A 20,999-nucleotide genomic window follows, 5' to 3' on the forward strand; every position below is an offset into this window, starting at 1 on the left:
AGGGATGACCGAAGCCACCGGGCCGCAGCGGGACGCGGAGGCGGTCTCGACCTTCGTCGAGCGCTTCGCGGCGCAGCTCGTCGAGGCGGGGATGCAGCGGATGCCGGCGCGGGTCTTCGCCGCGCTGCTCGCCTCCGACACGGGCACCCTGACCTCCGCCGAACTGGGCGGACAGCTGCGGATCAGCCCGGCCGCGGTCTCCGGTGCGGTGCGCTATCTCGCCCAACAGCACATGGTCTCGCGCGAGCGCGAACCCGGTTCGCGGCGCGAGCGGTACCGGGTGCACAGCGACCAGTGGTACGAGGCGCTGACCAGCCGGGAGGCGGTCCTCAAGCGCTGGCAGTACGCCCTGCGCGAGGGCGTCGACAGTCTCGGCGGCGAGACGCCGGCGGGGCGCCGTCTCGCCGAGACGCTGGCCTTCTTCGAGTTCGTGGACGGTGAGATCGCCCAGATGATGGAGCGCTGGCGTGCGCACCGGGAGCGGGTCTTCGGCGACGGGTGAGCGGCGCAGGCGCGGGCCGCGCAGACCGACGCGCCCTCGACCGGCGCTCCCCCTCAGGGAAGCGTCACCGCTCCTTCGTCTCCTCCAGGACCGTGCGGCCCAGCAGCGCGTACCGTTCCGGGGCCCGGCGCTTCAGGTAGGTCGCGTACGCCACCCCGCCCGCCGCGATCAGGACGACGATCCACGGCGTGGCCTTCAGGACGATCGAGCCCGACTCGGTGCCCGCCGCGGCGCTCATGTTGGACACCAGCAGGACGACCACGCCGAGCATCGCCAGACCGCCGATGAGTGGGGCGGTGAAGGTCCTGAACCAGTGCCTGCTCTCGGGGTGATGGCTGCGGAAGTACGCCAGGACCGCGAACGAGCAGACCGCCTGCACCACCAGGATGGCCATCGTGCCGAGGATGGCGAGCAGCACGTACGTACCGGTGTACGGGTCCTTGCCGGCGCCCCAGAAGGCGGCGAGCAGCACGGCGCTGACCACTGTCTGGACCAGGCCCGCGAGGTGCGGGGAGCCGTGCTCGGGGTGGGTGCGGCCGATGGTGCGCTGGAGCGAGGGCAGGACGCCTTCGCGGCCGAGGGCGTACAGATAGCGGGCGGCGCAGTTGTGGAAGGCCATGCCGCAGGCGAGCGAACCGCTGATCATCAGCCACTGCATGACGACCACCGCCCAGTGGCCGACGTACTGCTCGGTGGGGTTGAAGAACAGGGCCAGTGGGTTCGCGGACGAGGCGGCCTGCACGGCCTTCGTCTCGCCGTTGCCGATGATGGCCATCCAGGAGACGAACACGTAGAAGACGCCGACGCCCAGGACGGAGATCATCGTCGCCTTGGGGATGATCTTCTTCGGGTCGCGGGACTCCTCGCCGTACATGGCCGTCGACTCGAAGCCGACCCATGACCAGAAGGCGAAGAAGAGGCCGAGCCCGGCGCTGGTGCCGTGGAAGGCGTTGACCGGATTGACCGGGCCGAGGGTGAAGCCGTGCGGGCCGCCGCCGTGCAGCGCGACGGATATCGCCATCGCCGCCAGGACGGTGACCTCGGTGGCCAGCAGCACCACGAGCAGTTTTTCGGCGACGGAGACCCCGAACCAGGTGCCCGTGGCGTTGACGGCGAGCATCAGGACCGCGAACGCCCACCACGGCACGTCAAGGCCCGTCTGGTCCGTCAGGGTCGTTGTGGCGAAGGTCGAGAAGATGCCGATGAGGGCCGGCTCGAAGACCACGTACGCGAAGGTCGCGAGGAGGCCCGAGGCGAGGCCCACGGTGCGGCCGAGACCGTACGAGATGAAGCCGTAGAAGGCGCCGGTCGAGGTGATGTGCTTGGCCATCGAGGTGAAGCCGACCGCAAAGATTGCCAGGACGACCATTGCGACGAGATAGCTCGCGGGGGCGCCGATGCCGTTTCCTGCGGAGACCATGAAGGGTACATTGCCGGTCATGGCGGTGATCGGGGCGGCGGTGGCGACGGCCATGAAGACCACACCGAGCAACCCGATGGCGTTCGGTTTGAGCCGGTGAACTGCGCCTTCTGACCCGTCGACGGGTCCGCCCGGGGTGTCCGTGGCCTCCGGGGTGACGCCCTCCTGTACCGCCATCGGGTGGCCCCTCTCCTCGTTCGCCGGAGTTCACCGGAACAGTGCGACGAGCCGGAATCCTCCTGGGAAAATGCGTCGGAGTCCAGAGGCTGGAGTTAAATGCATGCTAAATAGACCTTTGGAGGAGGCGTGGGGAGAGGCAGGGAGAGGTGCGGAGAGGCGGGGACGGCCGGCTCAGCGACCCGGCAGCGTGAGCCCCCATGCCCCCTCGCGCACGGTCCACGTCCGCGTCCGCACCGGTCCGGCGATCACGGCGTCCGCGCGATAGCGGAAATCCGCGCCGGACACGGTGATCCGGCGTCCCACGGCCCGCAGCGGGGTCGCCTCCGCCCCCACGGACACCGGCCGGACCTCCACCTCGGCGCAGCCGCCCGCGCAGGGCGTCACCGAGACCGCCTCCACCGGCTGGTCGAGGTCGACGAGCGTCACGCCGTCGACCTCGATGCGCAGCCGGGAGGGCCCGGCGCCGGGCACGGACGCCACCCGCGACGGACGCGCGGCCAGCGTGCGGACGAGGGACTGGTAGGTCCGCAGCCAGGGATGGGCGGACGAGTCCTCGGCGGGCGACGAGCCGACGGATATCGGTACCGGCGGGATTCTGAGCCCGCCGAGCACCACCCCGTCGCTGTCGTCCACCAGCAGATCGAGGCGCCGTACGCCCCCGTCGAGCACCGCCCGGGCCGCCGCCACGGCCCCCGTCGGCACCCCCAGCGCGCGGGCCAGCGACAGCGCGCCGCCCACCGGCACCAGTGACAGAGCGCACCCGGACAGCTCCCGCCTGCGGTGGAGCAGCGTCACGGCCCGCAGCAGAGCCCGGTCGTCGCCCACCAGGACGGGTCGGCGGGCACCTCGTCGGACGAGTGCCCGGGCGAATTCCTCGGGTCCGTCAGGGAGGCACACTTTCGTGGCCGCACCCGCGCTGAGCACGTCTTTCGCGATCCGTACCGACTCCCCGTCGCTGCGACGGGCGACCGGGTCGATGACCACCAGGAGCTGGTCGGAAGCCGCCACCTCGGTCATGCCTCGCTTCCTCGGGTAGCATCTTTGTGCAAGAGCCCCTTGCGCTATTGCGCCAGGGGCTTCGTCTATTCCGGGGCATCCGGTCCGACGGTCGCGGCCAAAGATGGTCGCCGGCGTACGCAGCCGTACAGCGAAGTCAGCCGCGTACGTCCCCGACCTTGGACATGCCCCGCCCGGAAGGGGTGTACGCCTGTGCCCGCACTTGTGCTGCTCGGTGCTCAGTGGGGTGACGAAGGCAAGGGAAAGGCCACCGACCTGCTCGGTGGATCCGTGGATTATGTGGTGCGCTACCAAGGCGGCAACAACGCCGGCCACACAGTAGTCGTGGGCGATCAGAAGTACGCCCTCCACCTCCTCCCTTCCGGAATCCTCACACCGGAGTGCACGCCGGTGATCGGAAACGGAGTCGTCGTCGACCCGTCGGTCCTGTTCTCCGAGCTGAACGGACTGAACGAGCGCGGCGTCGACACCTCCAAGCTCCTGATCAGCGGTAACGCCCACATCATCACGCCGTACAACGTGACGGTGGACAAGGTCACCGAGCGCTTCCTCGGGAAGCGGAAGATCGGGACCACCGGTCGCGGTATCGGTCCGACCTACGCGGACAAGATCAACCGCGTCGGCATCCGCATCCAGGACCTGTACGACGAGTCGATCCTGACGCAGAAGGTCGAAGCGGCCCTCGACGGCAAGAACCAGCTGCTCACCAAGGTCTTCAACCGCCGCGCCATCGAGGCCGGCCAGGTCGTCGAGGAGCTGCTGACGTACGCGGACCGGCTCAAGCCGTACGTCGCGGACACGGTGCTCGTCCTCAACAAGGCGCTCGACGACGACAAGGTCGTGCTCTTCGAGGGCGGCCAGGGCACTCTCCTGGACATCGACCACGGTACGTATCCCTTCGTCACGTCCAGCAACCCCACCGCGGGCGGGGCGTGCACGGGCTCCGGTGTGGGCCCGACGAAGATCAGCCGGGTCATCGGCATCCTGAAGGCGTACACGACCCGTGTCGGGGCCGGGCCCTTCCCGACCGAGCTCCTCGACGAGGACGGCGAGGCGCTGCGCCGCATCGGCGGCGAGCGCGGTGTGACCACCGGGCGCGACCGGCGCTGCGGCTGGTTCGACGCGGTCATCGCCCGGTACGCGACGCGGGTGAACGGTCTGACCGACTTCTTCCTCACCAAGCTGGACGTGCTGACCGGCTGGGAGGAGATCCCGGTCTGCGTGGCGTACGAGATCGACGGCAAGCGCGTCGAGGAACTCCCGTACTCCCAGACCGACTTCCACCACGCGAAGCCGATCTACGAGACCCTCCCGGGCTGGTCGGAGGACATCACGAAGGCCAAGACCTTCGCGGACCTCCCGAAGAACGCCCAGGCGTACGTCAGGGCGCTGGAGGAGATGTCCGGCGCCCAGATCTCCGCGATCGGCGTGGGCCCGGGCCGTGACGAGACGATCGAGATCAACTCGTTCATCTAGCACGATCGGGATCAACTGGTTCATCCCGTGAAGAAGGGCGCCCCACCGGGCGCCCTTCTTGCGTTCCGAGCCGGTCCCCTGTGCGTCCCGTGCCGCCCATCGGCAGCGGGCGCGCAGTCGAGCGGCCCGCGTCCGTGCCCGACTCTCAGTGGTCCGGCAGTGTCTGCTCGGCCCAGATGATCTTCCCGCCGCTGTTCGGGCGGGTGCCCCAGCGTTCGGTGAGCTGGGCGACGAGCAGCAGACCGCGGCCGCCCTCGTCATAGGCGCGGGCCCGGCGCATGTGCGGCGTGGTGCTGCTGGCGTCGGAGACCTCGCAGATCAGCGTGCGGTCACGGATCAGCCGGAGCTGGATGGGGGTGCCGCCGTAGCGGATGGCGTTGGTGACCAGTTCGCTCACCACGAGTTCGGTGACGAAGGCGGCCTCGTCGAGTCCCCAGCGGGCGAGCTGCTCGGTGGCGTTCTGCCGGGCGGTGGCGACCACCGCCGGATCGGCGGGCAGGTCCCAGACGGCCACCTGCCCGGCGTCGAGGGCGCGGGTGCGGGCCAGCAGCAGGGCCACGTCGTCGGCGGGCCGCTCCGGCAGCAGGGCCTTGAGCACGGTGTCGCAGACGTCCTCCAGGTCGTCGGCGGGGGCCGCGAGCGCCGCGCACAGGATGGCGGTGCCGGCGCCCACGTCGAGGTCGCGGGCCTCGACGAGACCGTCCGTGTAGAGGGCCAGCACCGCGCCTTCGGGCAGGGCCACCTCGGTCGCCTCGAAGGGGAGTCCGCCGACCCCGAGCATCGGGCCCGCGGACATCTCGATCACCTCGACGGTCCCGTCCGGGAACAGCACGACGGGCGGCGGGTGCCCGGCGGCGGCGAGGGTGCAGCGCCGGTCCACCGGGTCGTACACCGCGTACAGACAGGTGGCGCCGACCGCGCCGGCCACCGTGCTCTCGTCGGCCGCCAGGTGACTGACGAGGTCGTCGAGGTGGGTGAGCAGTTCGTCCGGCGGCAGATCCACGTCGGCCAGGGTCCACACCGCCGTACGCAGCCGGCCCATGGTGACGGAGGCGTGGATGCCGTGCCCGACGACGTCCCCGACGACCAGCGCCACCCGGGTCCCGGACAGCGGGATCACATCGAACCAGTCGCCGCCGACCCCTGCCTGGGACAGGGCCGGCAGATAGCGGGAGGCGACCTCGACGGCCGCCTGTGCCTGCATCGCCTGGGGCAGCAGACTGCGCTGCAGGGCCAGCGCGGTGGTGCGCTCCCGGGTGTAGCGGCGGGCGTTGTCCACGCAGACGGCGGCGCGGCTCGCCAGCTCCTCCGCCAGTGACACGTCGTCCTGGTCGAAGGGGTCGGGGCTCTGCGTGGTCAGCGCCCGCACGAAGACCGCCACTCCCAGGGTCGTCCCGCGCGCCACCAGCGGTACGGCCATCATCGAGAAGTGCTCGCCGTCGCCCTCGCGCAGTTTGGCGGACCGGGGGCCGTGCAGGGCGAGCCAGATGTCGAGGTCGGGGGCGCCGGTGCCGGTGAGCACGGCGCGGCCGGTGGCCAGCGCCCGGGAGGGCGGGGAGAACGGCGGATAGACGTCCGCCGTGCCCAGGTCGATCGCCGCCTCCGGTACCCCCGCGGAACGGGAGTGGTGTGCCACGCGGCGCAGTTCCACGTCGTCGCCCACCGGGCCGACGGCGGGTTCCTCGCCCCGGACCACCGAGTCCAGCAGATCCACGCTGACGAAGTCCGCCAGGCGCGGGACCACCAACTCGGCCAGTTCCCGGGCGGTGTGGACCACGTCCAGCTTGGTGCCGATGCGGGCGGCGGCCTCGTTCAGCATGGCGAGCCGCTGCCGTGCCCAGTGCTGCTCACTGCTGTCGAAGGCGGCGAGCGCGACGCCGAGCACCCGGCCGGAGGGGTCCCGCAGCGGCCACATCTCGGAGTTCCAGGCGTGTCTGCGCAGACCGGTGGGCTCGCGGGTCCAGCTCTCGTAGTGGACGGGCCGGCCGGTCTCGACCACCTTGCGCAGATGGTGCAGGAACCCGCGGCTGTGCTCTGCGTTGTCTGCGTTCTCTGCGTTCTCTGCGGTGGCCGGGAAGAAGCGGCCCCGGAGCTCCGCCTCCTGCACGCCGAGGGCCCGGCACGCGGTGTCGTTCATCCGCAGATACCGCTGCTCGGTGTCGAAGACGGACATGGACAGCGGCGACTGCCGGAACGCCAGCTCTCCCAGGGTCCGGTCCCGGTCCTCGGGCGCCGCGGTGATCACGTAACCCGCCCGCCGCCCGCGGGCGCCGTGCAGTGGGCACACGCGCAGCGCGAGCTCCGCCCGTCGTCCGTCCCGCCGCCGTACGGCCACCACGGAGCCGCCGCCTCGCCGCAGTGCCCGCCACACCGCGACGGCGTTGCCGTCCACCAGCGCCGACACCGGGCGCCCCGACACCTCCCGTGCGGTGTACCCGGTGAGCAGGCCGGCCCCCTCGCTCCACCCGGTGACGATCCCGTGCGCGTCGACCAACGCCAGGGCGTCACCGGCCGCGGCCGCTTGCCCCGTGTCATGCGGGATTGTCGCCATGTTTACAAGAATGAGCCGACCCGTCGGTCGCATCAACCGGCCGACGCCGGGCCCTGCCCCCGGAGGTGAGCATATGGTGCATAAGGGGCATAGGCTGAACGGGTACGAGTGCGTGCGTCGGTCAGAAGAAGGTGAGTGCGATGCGCGTCATGCTCAAAGCCACGTTGGACACGGACAAGGCCAACGAGTTTCTCCAGAGCGGCAAGATGCCGCAGCTCCTCAAGGAGACGATGGAACAGGTCAGGCCGGAGGCCGCGTACTTCGGTCCCCAGGACGGCCACCGGACCTGCTACTTCGTCTTCGACATGGCGGACAGCTCCCAGCTGCCGCCCATCGGTGAACCCTTCTTCACCCAACTCAACGCCAAGGTCGAGGTCTTCCCGATCATGAACCTCGACGACCTGCAGAAGGGGCTCTCCCAACTCGGCTGACACGCCGACCCAACGGCCTCAGCTGAAGATGATCATCGACCCCTGGGCGAGGCTGCGGGTGGCCGCCGCGTGCAGACCGAGCCAGACATGGCGTTCGCGGGCGAACGGGCTCGCGTCGTAGGGAGCGGCCGCGGCCGGCTCCTCCAACGAGGTGGGGGCGAGCGGCGGTTCGGGGGGAACGGGCGGGTTCGCCGGGTCGATGCCGATGGACGGGGCGACGAACTCCAGCTCCCTCAGGAGGGCGTGCGAGGAGCCCAGGGGCCCACCGCCGGCGAGGAGTTCGTCGTTGGCCAGCGGGTGCGGGAAGTCGACCGGGACATAGGCGCCCGCGTGGTCGTAGTGCCAGACCAGGTGCGACTGCTGGGCATTGGAGTCGAACATCTCCAGGAGCTGTTCGTAGTCACCGCCCAGTTCGTCCACCGGCGTCACCGCGAGGCCGCACATCTGCAGCAGGTACGCGCGCCGCAGGAAGTGCAGCGCGTCGTAGTCGAAGCCGGCGACCGGAGCGACCTCGCCCGACAGGCCGGGCATGTACGCGAAGACCGGGACCGGCGGGAGGCCGGCCTCGCCCAGCACCTTGTCGTAGAGCGCGAGCTCCTCGGCGAAGGGGTTGTCGGGGGTGTGGCACAACAAGTCGACGAGCGGGACCAGCCACAGGTCACAGGCCAACAGACGGCTCCTCTGGTTCGTGGGCGCGGGGGTCAGGGTCCTGGCGCCGCGGGACGGTCTGGGCAGCGTAATGCGCGCGGCGGTCCTGGGTGAGGGTCGGTGCGGAACTCCGGCTCATATCTGTCCCGGGGGGCCGGGTCGGGGTTGCTGCTCCTGCTTGGGGGCGCCGCCCCCAAACCCCCGATCGCCCGAAGGGCTCGTCCGCAAACGCCGGACGGGCTGAAAACCTCTCCCGGCGGAGGGCGGCTCGTGGTCACGGGGTGAAGTTGCCGTGGCCGTCCAGGTTCCAGAGCCAGACCCCGTGGGTCCAGGTGGCGGGGTGGCCGACGAGTTTGTCGACCGTTTTGCGGAGCGGGTCCTGGTTGGGCTGGGGGGCGAGGACGAGGACGCCTGCCTTCCAGTACGCGAGGTCCATGCGGGCCTGCGCGCGCCAGTTCTTGCCGATGACGGGGGCGACGCCGGTGTAGCGGACGTCCCGCAGGAGGTTGGAGGTGTAGCGGGGTGAGGCGCCGTAGATGCCGGTGCGGTCCTTGCCCCAGGGGCCGTTGAAGTAGCCGCCCGGCAGGGGGAAGGCGAGGTCCGCCGTCGTCTGCCAGTGCAGCGCCTCCGCGTTGCCGGGGTCGGGCAGCGGCACCGGCACCACCGACTCGCCCCTGCCGACGTACGACTTCCAGGTCCCGTCCGCGACGAAGGCCGGGACGTCCACGCGGTCCACGGTCCTGAGCGGGGCCGGGACGAGCGGGATCAGGGCGGCGGCGACGGCCACCATGCCCAGGTACTGCGTGCCCAGACTGCGCGTGTGGACGAGGCGTTCGAAGGCGAGCGCCACCAGCATCCCCAGTGCGGGGGCGCAGATCATCGCCACCCGCCCCTCGATGACCGACTCGAAGAGGGGCTTGTCGGACAGCACCGCCCAGGGGCCGGGCAGGACGACATCCGTCAGCGGGACACGGACCTTGGGGCCGAGGGACAGCAGAGCGGCCGCGACCGCGGTGAACGCGAGCGCCTTGACGAGCGCCCGGTCCCACAGCCGTAGGACGATCGTGAAGGCGAGGGCGACCAGCGGCCAGCCGTAGAAGGCGTTCTGCTCGGTCGGGTTCAGGGAGAGCGAGTTGGCGTTCGCCGCATTCCCCGCGACCAGCGAGCGCTCCGCGAAGGAGAGGAGCGCGAGCGGGCTGTTGCCTGCGTTGTCGCCGTGCAGCACGCTCTTGTAGCTCTGCGGGCCGGCGAACTGCCAGTACAGCGGGAAGGCCACGATCGGCAGACAGACGGCCGCCGCAACCGCCATCCCCTTCAGCAGCGGCCGCCAGGACGCCTTCGCGACAGCCGGGCGCACGACCGCGTAGGCGAGCGCGAACAGCGCCATGCCCGTCGACGCGAGCAGCAGCGGTTCCTCGCCGAGGAAGATCTGGTACGTCGCCATCAGCCCGAGGACGACGCCGTCGCGGACCACCCGCGTGCCCGAACACAGGCGCAGCGCACGGTCGATGATCAGCGGCATCATGAAGAGGATCATGAAGTTCGGGTGCGCGTTGGCGTGGCTGACCATCGGGGGCGCGAAGGCCGCGAGTGCCGCGCCGAGGAAGGCCGCGCCCCGCTGCCGTACGACCCGTTTGACGATCAGCCAGTACCAGGCGGCGGCCGTCGCGGCGAGGCCCAGCGTCATCACCAGCGTGAGGCTGACCGCGGGACCGAAGAGCAGGGTGACCGGCGCGAAGGGGACGGACAGGCCGAGCATGACCGTGTTGGCCATCAGGTTCACGCCGTCCGGGAAGCCCTGGAGCGTGCTGAACAGCGGGTTGTGCAGATGGCGGACGCTGTCGGCGGTGACCGCGAAGAACCACTCCCACTGGTTCTGGTCCTGGAGCGAGTCGGGGAGGTAGCGGCTGTCCGGGCCGATCCACCGGCCCGAGTAGAGGGTGACCGCCATCAGGAGGAAGAGCGTGGCGGCCAGGACGTCCGCTGGGCCGGCGGCGCGGAGCTTGAGGACGGTCAGTTCGGTGAGGACCCGCCCGTAGTCGAAGGGCCGTACCTTCGAGCCCGGCTGGTGCGACCAGCGCACCGGGACCTCCGCGACCGGCCAGCCGGAGCGGCGGAAGTGCTGGAGTACCTCGACGTCGATGCCCCAGCCGTTGAGCCGGGACGCGGCGAACGCCTCGCGGGCGCGGTCGCCGTCGAAGAGCTTGAAGCCGCACTGGGTGTCCCGTATGCCGGGCACCGCGACCCGGCGTATGAGGAAGTTCCCGGCCCGGCCGAGCAGTTCGCGCAGCCGGTGCTGGTGCGTCCCTATCGTCGCGCCCGGCGTGGCCCGGGAGCCGATCGCCGCCGCCTGTCCGTCCGCGAGCGCCTTGTCGAGCCGCTCCAGTTCCTCGATGGGCGCCGCGAGGTCGGCGTCCGTGACCAGCACCCGGCGGCCGTACGAGGCGGCGACCCCGAGGCGCAGCGCGTGGCCCTTGCCGCGGTTGCGGGGGCTGGTGACGAGCTGCACCCGGCGGTCGCGGGCCGCGGCCGCCCGGACGACCTCCCGCGTCCCGTCCGTGGAGCCGTCGTCGACGACGATCAGCTCCCACTGCCCGAAACGGCCCGCGTCCTCGCTCAGGTGCGCGACGATCGCGTCCAGGGTCGGGCCGAGCCGCCGCTCCTCGTTGTACGCGGGCACGACGACCGTCAGATCCACTTCCATGGCCGGCATGTCCTCTATGACGTCCGTGCCCTGCGGTGCGCTCATCCGGCCGCCAGCCGATCGATGAGGGCCAGGGAGTGTTCGTTGTACGCGGCGACGATCGCCTGGGCCATGTCCGGGTCGCGGTGCGCCAGCGCGTCCACGAGTTCCGTGTGTCCCGCCCACAGATGCCCCCGCAGGTCGGTCACCCGGCGCAGGTACTGCACCGTGCAGACCCAGGACTGCACGCGCAGGCGGTGCAGGAAGTCGACCAGATAGGGGTTGCCGAAGAGGGCGCTCAGCTCGCGCCAGAAGCGGAGGTCGTAGCCGATGAGGATGTTCAGATCGCCGGCGGCGGCCGCGCGCTGGGCCTCCTCGCCGCGTCGGCGCACCCCGGCGAGGGCGGTGACCGCGTACGGCCGGTCGGGGTCCTTCATGGCGCCCTCGGCGAGACGGCGGAAGACGCCCTCCGCGATCATGCTGCGGGCCTCGACCATGCCCCGGAAGTCCTCCACGGAGTACTCGTGGACCCGGAAGCCGCGGTGCTGCACCGCGTCCAGGAGGCCCTGCGCCGACAGGTCGACCAGGGCCTCGCGGACGGGGGTCGCGGAGACGCCGTACTGCTCGGCGATCTCCTTGACCGTGAACTCCTGCCCCGGCTGGAGGCGGCCGGCCAGCACCTCGTCACGGAGCGCGTCCGCGATCTGCTGCCGCAGGGTGCTACGGGTAACGGCGCCCTTGCCGCCGATGCCGGGCATGGTGTCTGGCTCCCCCATCGCGTACGGGTACGTGGTCGTGCTCGTCCACATCTACGAGCACGTCACCTTACGCGGTGGGGTTCCCGCGGGGCCCTGCTCGCCCCGAACCCGGAGGCTCCGCCGCCGGAGCCCCGAGCGGCCTCGGCCGGTACGCCCCGCCGTCACACGGTGTGCTCGTCGGCGACCGCGAGGGCCGCGTCCAGGGCGGCCAGTCCCTCCTTGGCCTCCGCCTCCGTGATGTTGCACGGCGGCACGACATGGGTCCGGTTCATGTTGATGAAGGGCCACAGGCCGTGGGCCTTCGCCGCCGCCCCGAACGCGGCCATCGGCGCGTTGTCCGCACCGGCCGCGTTGTACGGCACGAGCGGCTCCCGGGTCTCGCGGTTCCGCACCAGCTCCAGCGCCCAGAAGACGCCGGTCCCGCGCACCTCGCCGATGCTCGGGTGCCGCTCGGCGAGCTCGCGCAGGCCGGGTCCGATGATGTTCTCGCCGGTCCGGGCGGCCTGCCCGATGATGTCCTCGTCCTCCATCACGGTGAGGGTGGCGACGGCGGCCGCGCAGGCCAGCGGGTGCCCGGAGTAGGTGAGCCCGCCCGGGTAGGGCCGCCTGGCGAAGGTCTCGGCGATGGCGGACGAGATCGCGACGCCCCCGAGCGGCACGTACCCCGAGTTCACGCCCTTCGCGAAGGTGAGCAGATCCGGCGTCACGTCGAAGTGGTCGGCGGCGAACCACTTGCCCGAACGCCCGAACCCGGCCATGACCTCGTCCAGGATGAAGACGATCCCGTACCGGTCGCAGATCTCGCGGACGCCGGCGAGGTATCCGGGCGGCGGCGTCATGATGCCCGCGGTCCCCGGGATGGTCTCCAGGATGATCGCGGCGATGGTCTGGGGCCCCTCGAAGGCGATGGTGTCGGCCAGGTGCTGGAGCGCCCGCTCGCACTCCTGCGCCTCGCTCTCCGAGTGGAAGGGGGAGCGGTAGAGGAAGGGCGACCAGAAGTGGACGACGCCGGCGGCGCCGCTGTCGTTGGCCCAGCGGCGCGGATCGCCGGTGAGGTTGATCGCGGCGGAGGTGGCGCCGTGGTACGAGCGGTAGGCGGAGAGCACCTTCGGACGTCCGGTGTGCAGCCGGGCCATGCGGGTGGCGTTCTCGACGGCCTCGGCCCCGCCGTTGGTGAAGAAGATCTTGTCGAGATCGCCCGGGGTCCGCTCGGCGATCAGCCGGGCCGCCTCCGAGCGCGCCTCGACGGCGAAGGCGGGCGCGAAGGTGGAGAGGGTTGCGGCCTGCTCCTGAATCGCGGCGACGACCTTCGGGTGCTGATAGCCGATGTTGGTGAAGACGAGCCCGCTGGTGAAGTCCAGATACCGCGTTCCGTCGTAGTCCCAGAAGTACGAGCCCTCGGCGCCGGCGACGGCGAGCGGGTCGATGAGCTCCTGTGCGGACCAGGAGTGGAACACGTGCGCACGGTCCGCGGCCTTCACGGCGGCGCCGGCCTGGGGGTTGGGCTGAGGGGTCATGCGGCGAGCGTAAATGTCCACGGTACGGACGCGACATCGGCGTCCTGTCTGCGGTCCGGGGCTTTCCGCGACAGTCTGTCGGGCTTGCCGCGCACCGGGCGGAACGGGCCCCGGGCTTCGCGCCATCCATTGACAGCAAGCTGTCGAATTGACAGGATGCTTACATAGGCTTCGTGCTGTACCCGAGGAGGAATCATGAGCCGCAAGCCCGTGCATCTCGCCGTGTACGACACCTTCGCCGACTGGGAGACCGGCCACACGGCCGGCTATCTGGCCCGCGCCGGGTACGACATCCGGACCGTCGGGCCGACCCGCGAACCGGTCACGACCATCGGCGGACTGCGCATCCAGCCCGATCTCGCCCTCGACGAGATCCACCCCGAGGACAGCTCCCTGCTGATCCTCACCGGCGGCGACCTCTGGGACACGGGCGACGACCTCGCGCCCTTCGCCCGCACGGCCCGCGCGTTCCTCGACGCGGGCGTCCCCGTCGCCGCCATCTGCGGAGCCACCGCCGGGCTCGCCCGCGAGGGCCTGCTCGACGACCGGGACCACACCAGCGCCGTCTCCTTCTACCTCGCGGCCACCGGCTACGGCGGCGGCGAGCGCTATGTCGAGGCCGACGCCGTCACCGACGGGAACCTGATCACCGCGGGGCCCACCGAGCCGGTCGCCTTCGCGCGCGAGGTCTTCGGCCTGCTCGGGGTGTACGAGGGCGAGGTGCTGGACGCCTGGTACCGGCTGTTCCACGACTCCGACGCGGAGGCGTACGCCGTGCTCGCGAAGGCCCAGCAGTGAGCCGTGAGCGCCAGGACCTGTTCAGCCGCGGCGCCCTCGGCGTCTTCCGGCTGAACGGCCAGTTCCTCGCCGTGGCCGAGGAGCTGGCCCGCCCCGCCGGACTCACCGCCGCCTGGTGGCAGGTACTCGGCGCGGTGCTGCGGGAGCCGCTGCCGGTCGCCGGGATCGCCCGGGTCATGGGCATCACGCGGCAGAGCGTGCAGCGGATCGCCGACCTGCTGGTCGAGCGCGGACTGGCCGAGTACGCCCCCAACCCCGCCCACCGCCGGGCCAAACTGCTCACCCCGACCGAGGCGGGCCGCGCCGCCGTCTCCACGATCGGCCCCGCGCACGCCGCCTTCGCCGACCGTCTCGCCGCCGCGCTCGGTGACGCCGGGCTCGCCGAGACCGTACGCGTCCTGGAACGGCTGTCGGTGGCGCTCGACGAGATCGGGACACCGAGCACGCGGCCGGCGGCCGCTGTTACGGAACCGTAGACACCGCCCCGCCCCACCTCCCCGGACCGTCGCACTATCCTCGGTCTGTTGCTCACATACGGGGGAAGGTGGCGCAGCGATGGAGAAGCTGGGGGCTGGGGAGCCGCAGCAGATCGGGGGCTACCGGCTGCTGGCGCGGCTCGGTGCCGGCGGGATGGGCCAGGTCTATCTGGCCCGGTCCGGCCGGGGTCGTACCGTCGCCGTGAAGCTCGTACGCCAGGAACTCGCGGAGCAGGAGGAGTTCCGGGCCCGCTTCCGCCAGGAGGTGCAGGCCGCGCGGCGGGTCGGCGGGTACTGGACGGCCCCCGTGCTCGACGCGGACACGGAAGCGGCCATTCCGTGGGTCGCCACGGGTTATGTCGCCGGACCGAGCCTGCAGACCGTCGTCGGGCACGACCACGGTCCGCTGCCCGAACGCTCGGTGCGGATCCTTGCCGCCGGGCTCGCGCACGCCCTGCAGGACATTCACGCCGCCGAACTCATCCACCGGGACCTCAAGCCCTCGAACGTGCTGGTCACCATCGACGGGCCGCGCGTCATCGACTTCGGGATCGCGCGGGCCCTGGAGACCGTCACCGACGGCGGGCTCACCCGCACCGGCGCGCTCGTCGGCTCACCGGGGTTCATGGCACCCGAGCAGGTCCGCGGGGACCGCATCACCCCGGCCTGCGACATCTTCTGCCTCGGCTCGGTGCTCGCGTACGCCGCCACCGGCGCCCTGCCCTTCGGGAGCTCCGACAGCGGGGTGCACGCGCTGATGTTCCGTATCGCGCAGGAGGAGCCGGACCTGGCGGGCGTGCCCGAGTCCCTCTCGGACCTGGTGCGCGACTGCCTGCGCAAGGACCCCGCCGCCCGGCCCTCCCTGGAACAGATCCTGGAGCGTACGGGGGCGGAGGACACGGTCTCCGACGGGCGGGCGCGCGACCCCTGGCTGCCGGGCGGCCTGGTGGCCCAACTCGGGCGGCACGCCGTGCAGTTGCTGGAGACGGAGAACCCGGACGAGGCGGGGAATCCGGCCGGCGCCGCGGAGGGGTCGCCGCGGGAGCTGCCCGCTGGCGCGCCGGCCGCCGGTGCGGACGCGCCGGACTCCGCGGCGGCCGCGGGCGCCGCCGACCTGGCCAAGTCCCCCGCCCCGGAGGCGGCCCCCGGACTCGCCGCCGCCCCCGCCGAGCCCACCCCGCCTCCGCCGGGACAGCCCGCCCCGCTGGGTCACCTCCCCACGATGGTCAGCGGCCCGGGCCAGACCGCCCCGCCGGCCGCTCCGCCCGGCACCGGACACCCCGCCTACGGCTATCCCCAGCAGCACCCCCAGCAGCCACCGCATCCGGGGGCCTCGGCTTACGGGTATCCGCAGAACGGCTGGGGCCCCGGCCCGGCAGTCGGCTACGGCCCGCAGTACGGGCCCGGTCCGACGCCGCCGTACGGACCCGCGGCGACACCTCCCTACGGTCCGGGCCCCACGCCTCCCTACGGCCCGGGCGTCGCACCGCAGTCACCGGACGCCTCGCGAAGGAGCGGCCGCTCCACGGCGGCGCTGATCGCGGTCGCCCTGGTCGTCGCGCTCGGCGCGGGCGGCTCGGTGTACGCGCTGATGAAGAACGGCAGCGGCGACAGCAACGATGACAAGGCGGCCCAGGGCTCCCACGCGCCCACGACACCGGGCCCGGACACCTCGCAGCCCTCGCCCCCCGCGTCCTCGTCGGCCACCACCCAGCCGCCCAAGGACGGCGCAGTCCCCGACGGCTACCTCGGCACCTGGACCACCAGCATCGACAACGCGACCGGGCACAACCCCCGGCGCCTGGTCATCCAGCAGGGCAAGGCCGGTGACACGGTCCTCTCGCTCACCGCGGACGGCCCGTCGGGCAGCAGCACGTACCACTGCGTGTTCCGCGCCGAGCTGACCGAGACGCCCACCGGCGGCGGTCCGCTGAAGATCGGCCCGTCCAAGGTGGTCGTCGGCGAACCGGCCGCCTCCTGCTCCCCGGGCGGAGCCACCGAGGTCACCCTCCTCTCGGACGGCCGGCTGCGCCGCGTGAACACGAGCTCGGGCGAGGCCCTGACGTTCACGAAGGGCGACTGACGTCGACGGCCCGAACGGCCTTGCGCTGCCCGGCTGTTGAACGCCGGCGGTCGTGTCCGGACCGCGTCCGCCGGCCACTTCCCCGGGGCCCCCTTGCCCCCGCTTGTCGCGTACACAACCATGGCAGGGTCCCGTTCCAACGGTTCGCGTCCGTCCCGGGAGGACACATGCGTCCCAGCAGGAGATCGGTCCTGACCGCGACGGTGGCCGGAGCGGGAGCGACGGCCCTGGGGGCGAGTGCTCCCGCGGCGGCGGCGGGCGGCGGCACCCGCCCGCCCGCGACGGCCCAGCCCCCCACCCGCGAACTCCGTTCGCTGCTCCGGGAGATCGACCGCGACCGCATCGAGGCGACCGTCCGCAAGCTGGTCTCCTTCGGCACCCGGCACACCCTCTCCAGCCAGGACGACCCGGTGCGCGGAATCGGCGCGGCGCGCGACTGGATCGCGGCCGAACTGCGCTCGTACGCCGCCGCGTCGGCCGGCCGGATGACCGTGCAGCTCCAGTCGTACGTCCAGGAGCCGGCCTCCCGCATCCCGACCGCGACCCGCATCACCAACGTGGTCGCGACCCTGCGGGGCGCCGTCACACCGGAGCGGGTCTACGTGGTCTCCGGCCACTACGACTCACGGGTCACCGACGTCATGGACGCCACCTCGGACGCGCCGGGCGCCGACGACGATGCGTCGGGCGTGGCGGTCGCCCTCGAACTGGCCAGGGTGATGGCGCGCCGCCGCCCGGCCTCGACGATCGTCTTCGCGGCGGTCGCGGGCGAGGAGCAGGGCCTGTGCGGCGCCACGCACATGGCGGAGCTCTTCAAGTCCGCCGGTGCCGACGTCCAGGGCATGTTCACCAACGACATCGTCGGCAGCTCCACGGCGGACGACGGCACCCGGGACCCGTACACGATCCGGCTGTTCGCCGAGGGCGTGCCGAGCTCCGAGACCCCGGAACAGGCCGCGACCCGCCGTTCGGTGGGCGGTGAGAACGACTCGCCGGCCCGCCAGCTGGCCCGCTTCGTCCGTGACGTCGCCGACAACGACGCCACGGGCCTGCACATCCGTGTCGTGCACCGCCGCGACCGCTACCGCCGGGGCGGCGACCACATCCCGTTCCTCGAACGCGCCTACCCGGCCGCCCGCTTCACCGAGCCGGCCGAGGACTTCGCCCACCAGCACCAGGACGTCCGCGTCGACGCGGACGGCACGCAGTACGGGGACCTGCCGGAGTTCTGCGACTTCGGGTACGTCGAGCGGGTCGCGAAGGTCAACGCGGCGGCCCTGTGGACCCTGGCCCAGGCCCCGGGCACCCCCCGCGGCGCGAAGATCCTGACGTCCGCCCTCACCAACTCCACCCAGCTGACCTGGACCCGCGGCCCCGAGCCGGACCTCGCCGGCTACGAGGTCCTCTGGCGCGAGACGACGGCCTCCGAGTGGACCCACGTGATCCCCGTGGGCGACACCACGGCACACGAGGTCGACCTCTCCAAGGACAACGTCTTCTTCGGCGTACGCGCGGTGGGCCGCTCCGGCCTGCGGAGCCCGGCGGCCTTCCCGGACCCGTCCGCCTGACCCGGGGGCCCGAGCGGGGGCACACCGCTCAGCGCGGCTCCGGCGGGCGCTGGCGGGGCATGTTCGGGCGGGCGCTGGGGGGCAGCGGGAAGCGGCCCGGCGGGGTGCCCTCCTGGCGGGCGGTGCCGGGCACGGACGCCTGGATGCCCAGCGGGGCCGGTCCCGTCCGGAACTCCACCATCCAGTCGGCGGTCTCCGCGCGGACCAGTTCGGTCACGTCCTCGGAGAAGCGACGCAGCACCCCGAGACACCGCTCGGCGGCCTCCCCGGCCGTCCCCTCGGTCGGCCCGAGCACCTCCCGCACGCTCTCGGAGGCCCAGTCGAACTGGAGCACCTGAAGCCGGCGCAGCACGGCCTGAGCGGTGGCCACATCCCTTATCCAGCCGGAGGTGACCCCGAAGAACCGGTCACCGGCCACACAGGCGACCCCGAGCAGCAGAGCCAGATAGCCCCAGGGGGCCACCCCGCTCACCACGCCCGTGAGGTCGAGCAGCGGCAGCGCCGCCCCGGCGACCGCCCCGGCCGCCGCCCCGGACCGCAGCACCCGCGCCCCGCGCCGCTTCCACAGCCGGTCCGTGAGATACCAGCACGCCGTGTCCAGCGCCCCCCGCTCCACCCACCGGTACAGCTCGTGGAGCCGCTCGGCGGGCTCGCCCCAGTCGCCGAGCGGGAAGGGCCGGCCGCAGAGGTCGCCCGGCCGGGGCCCCGCGGCGCCCTCGCCCCGCTCGTCCTGGGGCGGCCCCTCGGGCTGCATCTCCGGCTGGCTCACCCGGCACTCCCTACTGATGACGTTGCGTGACGGCTGCACGGACGCCACAAGACTGCGTGACGCCTGGTGCTGAAGCGCCGCACCCTTCCTACCGCCCAATGGGTGGCGATGGCCCTGGTTTCAAGGCTTTTCCGCCCGGAAGGGGGTCTTGATCAGGTATAGGCTTCCGCGCCGGCTCACCCGAAAGAGTGCTGGAGCGATCGGCCCCCTGACCACGTAGGCTCGTGCCTGGACGAGAAACCCCCGTCCACACAGCCGTACGAAACCAGGAGCTGATCGTGATTCCCGGTGGTGGCCAGCCCAACATGCAGCAGCTGCTCCAGCAGGCCCAGAAGATGCAGCAGGACCTCGCGAACGCCCAGGAGGAACTGGCGCGCACCGAGGTCGAAGGCCAGGCGGGCGGCGGTCTGGTGAAGGCGACCGTGACGGGCTCCGGCGAGCTCCGCGCGCTGAAGATCGACCCGAAGGCCGTGGACCCCGAGGACACGGAGACCCTCGCGGACCTCGTCGTCGCGGCCGTCCAGGCGGCCAACGAGAACGCCCAGGCACTCCAGCAGCAGAAGCTCGGCCCGCTCACCCAGGGTCTCGGCGGCGGCAGCGGCATCCCCGGTCTGCCGTTCTGAGACCCGGCCCGGGGCCCGGCTCGCCGCGCGGGAACCCGGTGCGCCTTTCGGAGACCGACGGCGGCCAACTACCGTACGTACCAAGACACTGATAGGTACTGACGAAGCGAAGCGAACCGACGCGGCACGAAGTACAGGAAAGGCAGTCCGTTGTACGAAGGCGTGGTTCAGGACCTCATCGACGAGCTGGGACGGCTGCCCGGCGTCGGTCCCAAGAGCGCGCAACGGATCGCCTTCCACATCCTGCAGGCCGAGCCGACGGACGTCCGCCGCCTCGCGCACTGCCTGATGGAGGCCAAGGCGAAGGTCCGCTTCTGCGCGACCTGCGGGAACGTCGCGCAGGAGGAGCTGTGCAACATCTGCCGCGACCCGCGCCGCGACCTGTCGGTGATCTGCGTGGTCGAGGAGTCGAAGGACGTCGTGGCGGTGGAGCGCACCCGCGAGTTCCGGGGCAAGTACCACGTCCTCGGCGGAGCGATCAGCCCGATCGAGGGTGTCGGCCCCGACGACCTGCGCATAAGGGAACTGCTGGCCCGCTTGGCCGACGGTGTGGTCACGGAGCTGATCCTCGCCACGGACCCGAACCTGGAGGGCGAGGCCACGGCCACGTACCTCGCCCGCATGATCAAGCCCATGGGCCTCAAGGTCACCCGCCTGGCCAGCGGCCTCCCTGTGGGTGGCGACCTGGAATACGCGGACGAGGTCACGCTCGGCCGCGCCTTCGAGGGGAGACGACTCCTAGATGTCTGACGCCACGCTGCACGCGACCGGTCACGACCCCGACGACTTCGCGGTCCAGATCGCGGACCAGGTCGAGAGCTTCCTCGTCGCGGTCACCGAGATCGCCAAGGGCGACGAGCCCGACTCCGCCGTGCCCTTCCTCCTCCTGGAGGTCTCCCAGCTCCTGCTGGCCGGCGGCCGTCTCGGCGCGCACGAGGACATCGTCCCGGACGAGCGCTACGAGCCGGATCTCGGCCCGGAGCCGGACGTGGACGACATCCGCGAGCGCCTCGCGGCCATGCTCGACCCGATCGACGTCTACTCCGAGGTCTTCGACCCGTACGAGCCCCGCAAGGCACCGGTCCCGGCCCGGATCTCCGACGACCTGGCCGACGTCCTCGCCGACCTGCGCCACGGCATGGCCCACTACCGGGCGGGCCGCACCACGGAGGCCATGTGGTGGTGGCAGTTCTCCTACTTCTCCAACTGGGGCTCCACCGCCTCGGCCACCCTGCGCGCCCTCCAGTCGCTGGTCGCCCACGTCCGGCTGAACCAGCCCCTGCAGGAGCTGGACGGCCTCGACACCGACCAGGACCTCAGCGAGGAGGCCCTCGCCGAGGAGGCGGGCCGGGTCATGGTGGAGGAGATCGGAGGCCCGCTGGGCCTGCGCGAGGTCAAGTGACCTGACGCTCGGGGCGGCCGGCCCGCGCCGCCCCGCAGCCCGCTCCGCCGACGCGCCCGGTGTGAGCAGTGCCACTCCCCGGACTGCATTCCGGCCG

General features: G+C 71.9%; 18 protein-coding genes. 10 read left to right on the forward strand and 8 right to left on the reverse strand.

The window, feature by feature from the left end:
* Positions 1-4 precede the first annotated feature (4 nt).
* Complete coding sequence (locus ACFWM2_RS29890) at positions 5-502, forward strand: GbsR/MarR family transcriptional regulator (protein ID WP_383286393.1); 498 nt, start codon at positions 5-7, stop codon at positions 500-502.
* 64 nt (positions 503-566) lie between these two features.
* On the opposite strand, the gene ACFWM2_RS29895 is transcribed toward ACFWM2_RS29890, so the two are convergent.
* Together ACFWM2_RS29895 and ACFWM2_RS29900 are read right to left on the reverse strand one after the other, a co-directional pair.
* A complete protein-coding gene (locus ACFWM2_RS29895; protein ID WP_383286395.1) occupies positions 567-2,099 on the reverse strand; it encodes an APC family permease in 1,533 nt (510 codons plus the stop codon).
* Positions 2,100-2,273: 174 nt separating this feature from the next.
* Positions 2,274-3,119, reverse strand: a complete 846-nt coding sequence (locus tag ACFWM2_RS29900) for a diacylglycerol kinase (protein ID WP_383286397.1) — start codon at positions 3,117-3,119, stop codon at positions 2,274-2,276.
* Positions 3,120-3,311: 192 nt separating this feature from the next.
* Here ACFWM2_RS29900 and ACFWM2_RS29905 point away from each other — a divergent pair, with 192 nt between their 5' ends.
* Positions 3,312-4,595 carry an adenylosuccinate synthase gene (locus tag ACFWM2_RS29905; RefSeq protein WP_383286399.1) on the forward strand — a complete coding sequence of 428 codons (1,284 nt, stop codon included), beginning with the start codon at positions 3,312-3,314 and terminating at the stop codon, positions 4,593-4,595.
* A 145-nt stretch (positions 4,596-4,740) separates the two neighbouring features.
* Here the strand turns inward: ACFWM2_RS29905 and ACFWM2_RS29910 are convergent, their stop codons facing one another.
* Positions 4,741-7,146, reverse strand: a complete 2,406-nt coding sequence (locus ACFWM2_RS29910) for a SpoIIE family protein phosphatase (protein WP_383286401.1) — start codon at positions 7,144-7,146, stop codon at positions 4,741-4,743.
* A gap of 140 nt (positions 7,147-7,286) precedes the next feature.
* On the opposite strand from ACFWM2_RS29910, the gene ACFWM2_RS29915 reads away from it, so the two are divergent.
* Positions 7,287-7,577 carry a hypothetical protein gene (locus ACFWM2_RS29915; protein ID WP_383286403.1) on the forward strand — a complete coding sequence of 97 codons (291 nt, stop codon included), beginning with the start codon at positions 7,287-7,289 and terminating at the stop codon, positions 7,575-7,577.
* A gap of 18 nt (positions 7,578-7,595) precedes the next feature.
* On the opposite strand, the gene ACFWM2_RS29920 is transcribed toward ACFWM2_RS29915, so the two are convergent.
* The 4 genes from ACFWM2_RS29920 to ACFWM2_RS29935 form a co-directional block, all read right to left on the reverse strand.
* Positions 7,596-8,246 carry a hypothetical protein gene (locus tag ACFWM2_RS29920; RefSeq protein ID WP_383286405.1) on the reverse strand — a complete coding sequence of 217 codons (651 nt, stop codon included), beginning with the start codon at positions 8,244-8,246 and terminating at the stop codon, positions 7,596-7,598.
* A 253-nt stretch (positions 8,247-8,499) separates the two neighbouring features.
* Positions 8,500-10,974, reverse strand: a complete 2,475-nt coding sequence (locus ACFWM2_RS29925; RefSeq protein WP_383286407.1) for a dolichyl-phosphate beta-glucosyltransferase — start codon at positions 10,972-10,974, stop codon at positions 8,500-8,502.
* Complete coding sequence (locus ACFWM2_RS29930) at positions 10,971-11,666, reverse strand: GntR family transcriptional regulator (RefSeq protein WP_383286485.1); 696 nt, start codon at positions 11,664-11,666, stop codon at positions 10,971-10,973. The genes ACFWM2_RS29925 and ACFWM2_RS29930 overlap by 4 nt, the downstream gene beginning before the upstream one ends.
* A gap of 161 nt (positions 11,667-11,827) precedes the next feature.
* Positions 11,828-13,183, reverse strand: coding sequence for an aspartate aminotransferase family protein (locus ACFWM2_RS29935; RefSeq protein WP_383286409.1), 1,356 nt, complete (start codon positions 13,181-13,183; stop codon positions 11,828-11,830).
* Positions 13,184-13,378: 195 nt separating this feature from the next.
* Between ACFWM2_RS29935 and ACFWM2_RS29940 the strand changes: the two genes are divergently transcribed.
* The 4 genes from ACFWM2_RS29940 to ACFWM2_RS29955 all read left to right on the forward strand — a co-directional run bounded on the left by ACFWM2_RS29940 (position 13,379) and on the right by ACFWM2_RS29955 (position 18,108).
* Positions 13,379-13,981, forward strand: coding sequence for a type 1 glutamine amidotransferase family protein (locus tag ACFWM2_RS29940; RefSeq protein ID WP_383286411.1), 603 nt, complete (start codon positions 13,379-13,381; stop codon positions 13,979-13,981).
* Positions 13,978-14,457 (forward strand): MarR family winged helix-turn-helix transcriptional regulator, encoded by a 480-nt coding sequence (locus tag ACFWM2_RS29945; protein WP_383286413.1) that lies wholly within the window; start codon positions 13,978-13,980, stop codon positions 14,455-14,457. Before ACFWM2_RS29940 ends, ACFWM2_RS29945 begins: the two co-directional genes overlap by 4 nt.
* A 79-nt stretch (positions 14,458-14,536) precedes the next feature.
* Positions 14,537-16,540 (forward strand): serine/threonine-protein kinase, encoded by a 2,004-nt coding sequence (locus tag ACFWM2_RS29950; protein WP_383286415.1) that lies wholly within the window; start codon positions 14,537-14,539, stop codon positions 16,538-16,540.
* 167 nt (positions 16,541-16,707) lie between these two features.
* Positions 16,708-18,108, forward strand: coding sequence for a M20/M25/M40 family metallo-hydrolase (locus tag ACFWM2_RS29955; protein WP_383286417.1), 1,401 nt, complete (start codon positions 16,708-16,710; stop codon positions 18,106-18,108).
* A gap of 28 nt (positions 18,109-18,136) precedes the next feature.
* Here the strand turns inward: ACFWM2_RS29955 and ACFWM2_RS29960 are convergent, their stop codons facing one another.
* Positions 18,137-18,877, reverse strand: a complete 741-nt coding sequence (locus tag ACFWM2_RS29960) for an SLATT domain-containing protein (RefSeq protein WP_383286419.1) — start codon at positions 18,875-18,877, stop codon at positions 18,137-18,139.
* 278 nt (positions 18,878-19,155) lie between these two features.
* On the opposite strand from ACFWM2_RS29960, the gene ACFWM2_RS29965 reads away from it, so the two are divergent.
* From ACFWM2_RS29965 to ACFWM2_RS29975, 3 genes are all read left to right on the forward strand, one after another.
* Positions 19,156-19,500 (forward strand): YbaB/EbfC family nucleoid-associated protein, encoded by a 345-nt coding sequence (locus ACFWM2_RS29965; protein WP_383286487.1) that lies wholly within the window; start codon positions 19,156-19,158, stop codon positions 19,498-19,500.
* A gap of 150 nt (positions 19,501-19,650) precedes the next feature.
* A complete protein-coding gene (gene recR / locus ACFWM2_RS29970; RefSeq protein WP_383286421.1) occupies positions 19,651-20,250 on the forward strand; it encodes a recombination mediator RecR in 600 nt (199 codons plus the stop codon).
* The gene (locus ACFWM2_RS29975) at positions 20,243-20,902 is read left to right on the forward strand and encodes a DUF5063 domain-containing protein (protein WP_383286422.1); all 660 of its coding nucleotides are present in this window, start codon (positions 20,243-20,245) and stop codon (positions 20,900-20,902) included. The genes recR and ACFWM2_RS29975 overlap by 8 nt, the downstream gene beginning before the upstream one ends.
* Positions 20,903-20,999 lie beyond the last annotated feature (97 nt).

Origin of the sequence: Streptomyces sp. NPDC058371, assembly GCF_042723265.1 — a bacterium.
Taxonomy (GTDB): domain Bacteria; phylum Actinomycetota; class Actinomycetes; order Streptomycetales; family Streptomycetaceae; genus Streptomyces.

Coding starts and splice junctions, on each gene's coding strand:
- ACFWM2_RS29975 (WP_383286422.1), top strand. CDS start 20,243: ATGTCTGACGCCACGCTGCACGCGACCGGTCACGACCCCGACGACTTC.
- ACFWM2_RS29940 (WP_383286411.1), top strand. CDS start 13,379: ATGAGCCGCAAGCCCGTGCATCTCGCCGTGTACGACACCTTCGCCGAC.
- ACFWM2_RS29955 (WP_383286417.1), top strand. CDS start 16,708: ATGCGTCCCAGCAGGAGATCGGTCCTGACCGCGACGGTGGCCGGAGCG.
- ACFWM2_RS29910 (WP_383286401.1), bottom strand. CDS start 7,146: ATGGCGACAATCCCGCATGACACGGGGCAAGCGGCCGCGGCCGGTGAC.
- ACFWM2_RS29895 (WP_383286395.1), bottom strand. CDS start 2,099: ATGGCGGTACAGGAGGGCGTCACCCCGGAGGCCACGGACACCCCGGGC.
- ACFWM2_RS29935 (WP_383286409.1), bottom strand. CDS start 13,183: ATGACCCCTCAGCCCAACCCCCAGGCCGGCGCCGCCGTGAAGGCCGCG.
- ACFWM2_RS29950 (WP_383286415.1), top strand. CDS start 14,537: ATGGAGAAGCTGGGGGCTGGGGAGCCGCAGCAGATCGGGGGCTACCGG.
- ACFWM2_RS29900 (WP_383286397.1), bottom strand. CDS start 3,119: ATGACCGAGGTGGCGGCTTCCGACCAGCTCCTGGTGGTCATCGACCCG.
- ACFWM2_RS29915 (WP_383286403.1), top strand. CDS start 7,287: ATGCGCGTCATGCTCAAAGCCACGTTGGACACGGACAAGGCCAACGAG.
- ACFWM2_RS29930 (WP_383286485.1), bottom strand. CDS start 11,666: ATGCCCGGCATCGGCGGCAAGGGCGCCGTTACCCGTAGCACCCTGCGG.
- ACFWM2_RS29890 (WP_383286393.1), top strand. CDS start 5: ATGACCGAAGCCACCGGGCCGCAGCGGGACGCGGAGGCGGTCTCGACC.
- ACFWM2_RS29925 (WP_383286407.1), bottom strand. CDS start 10,974: ATGAGCGCACCGCAGGGCACGGACGTCATAGAGGACATGCCGGCCATG.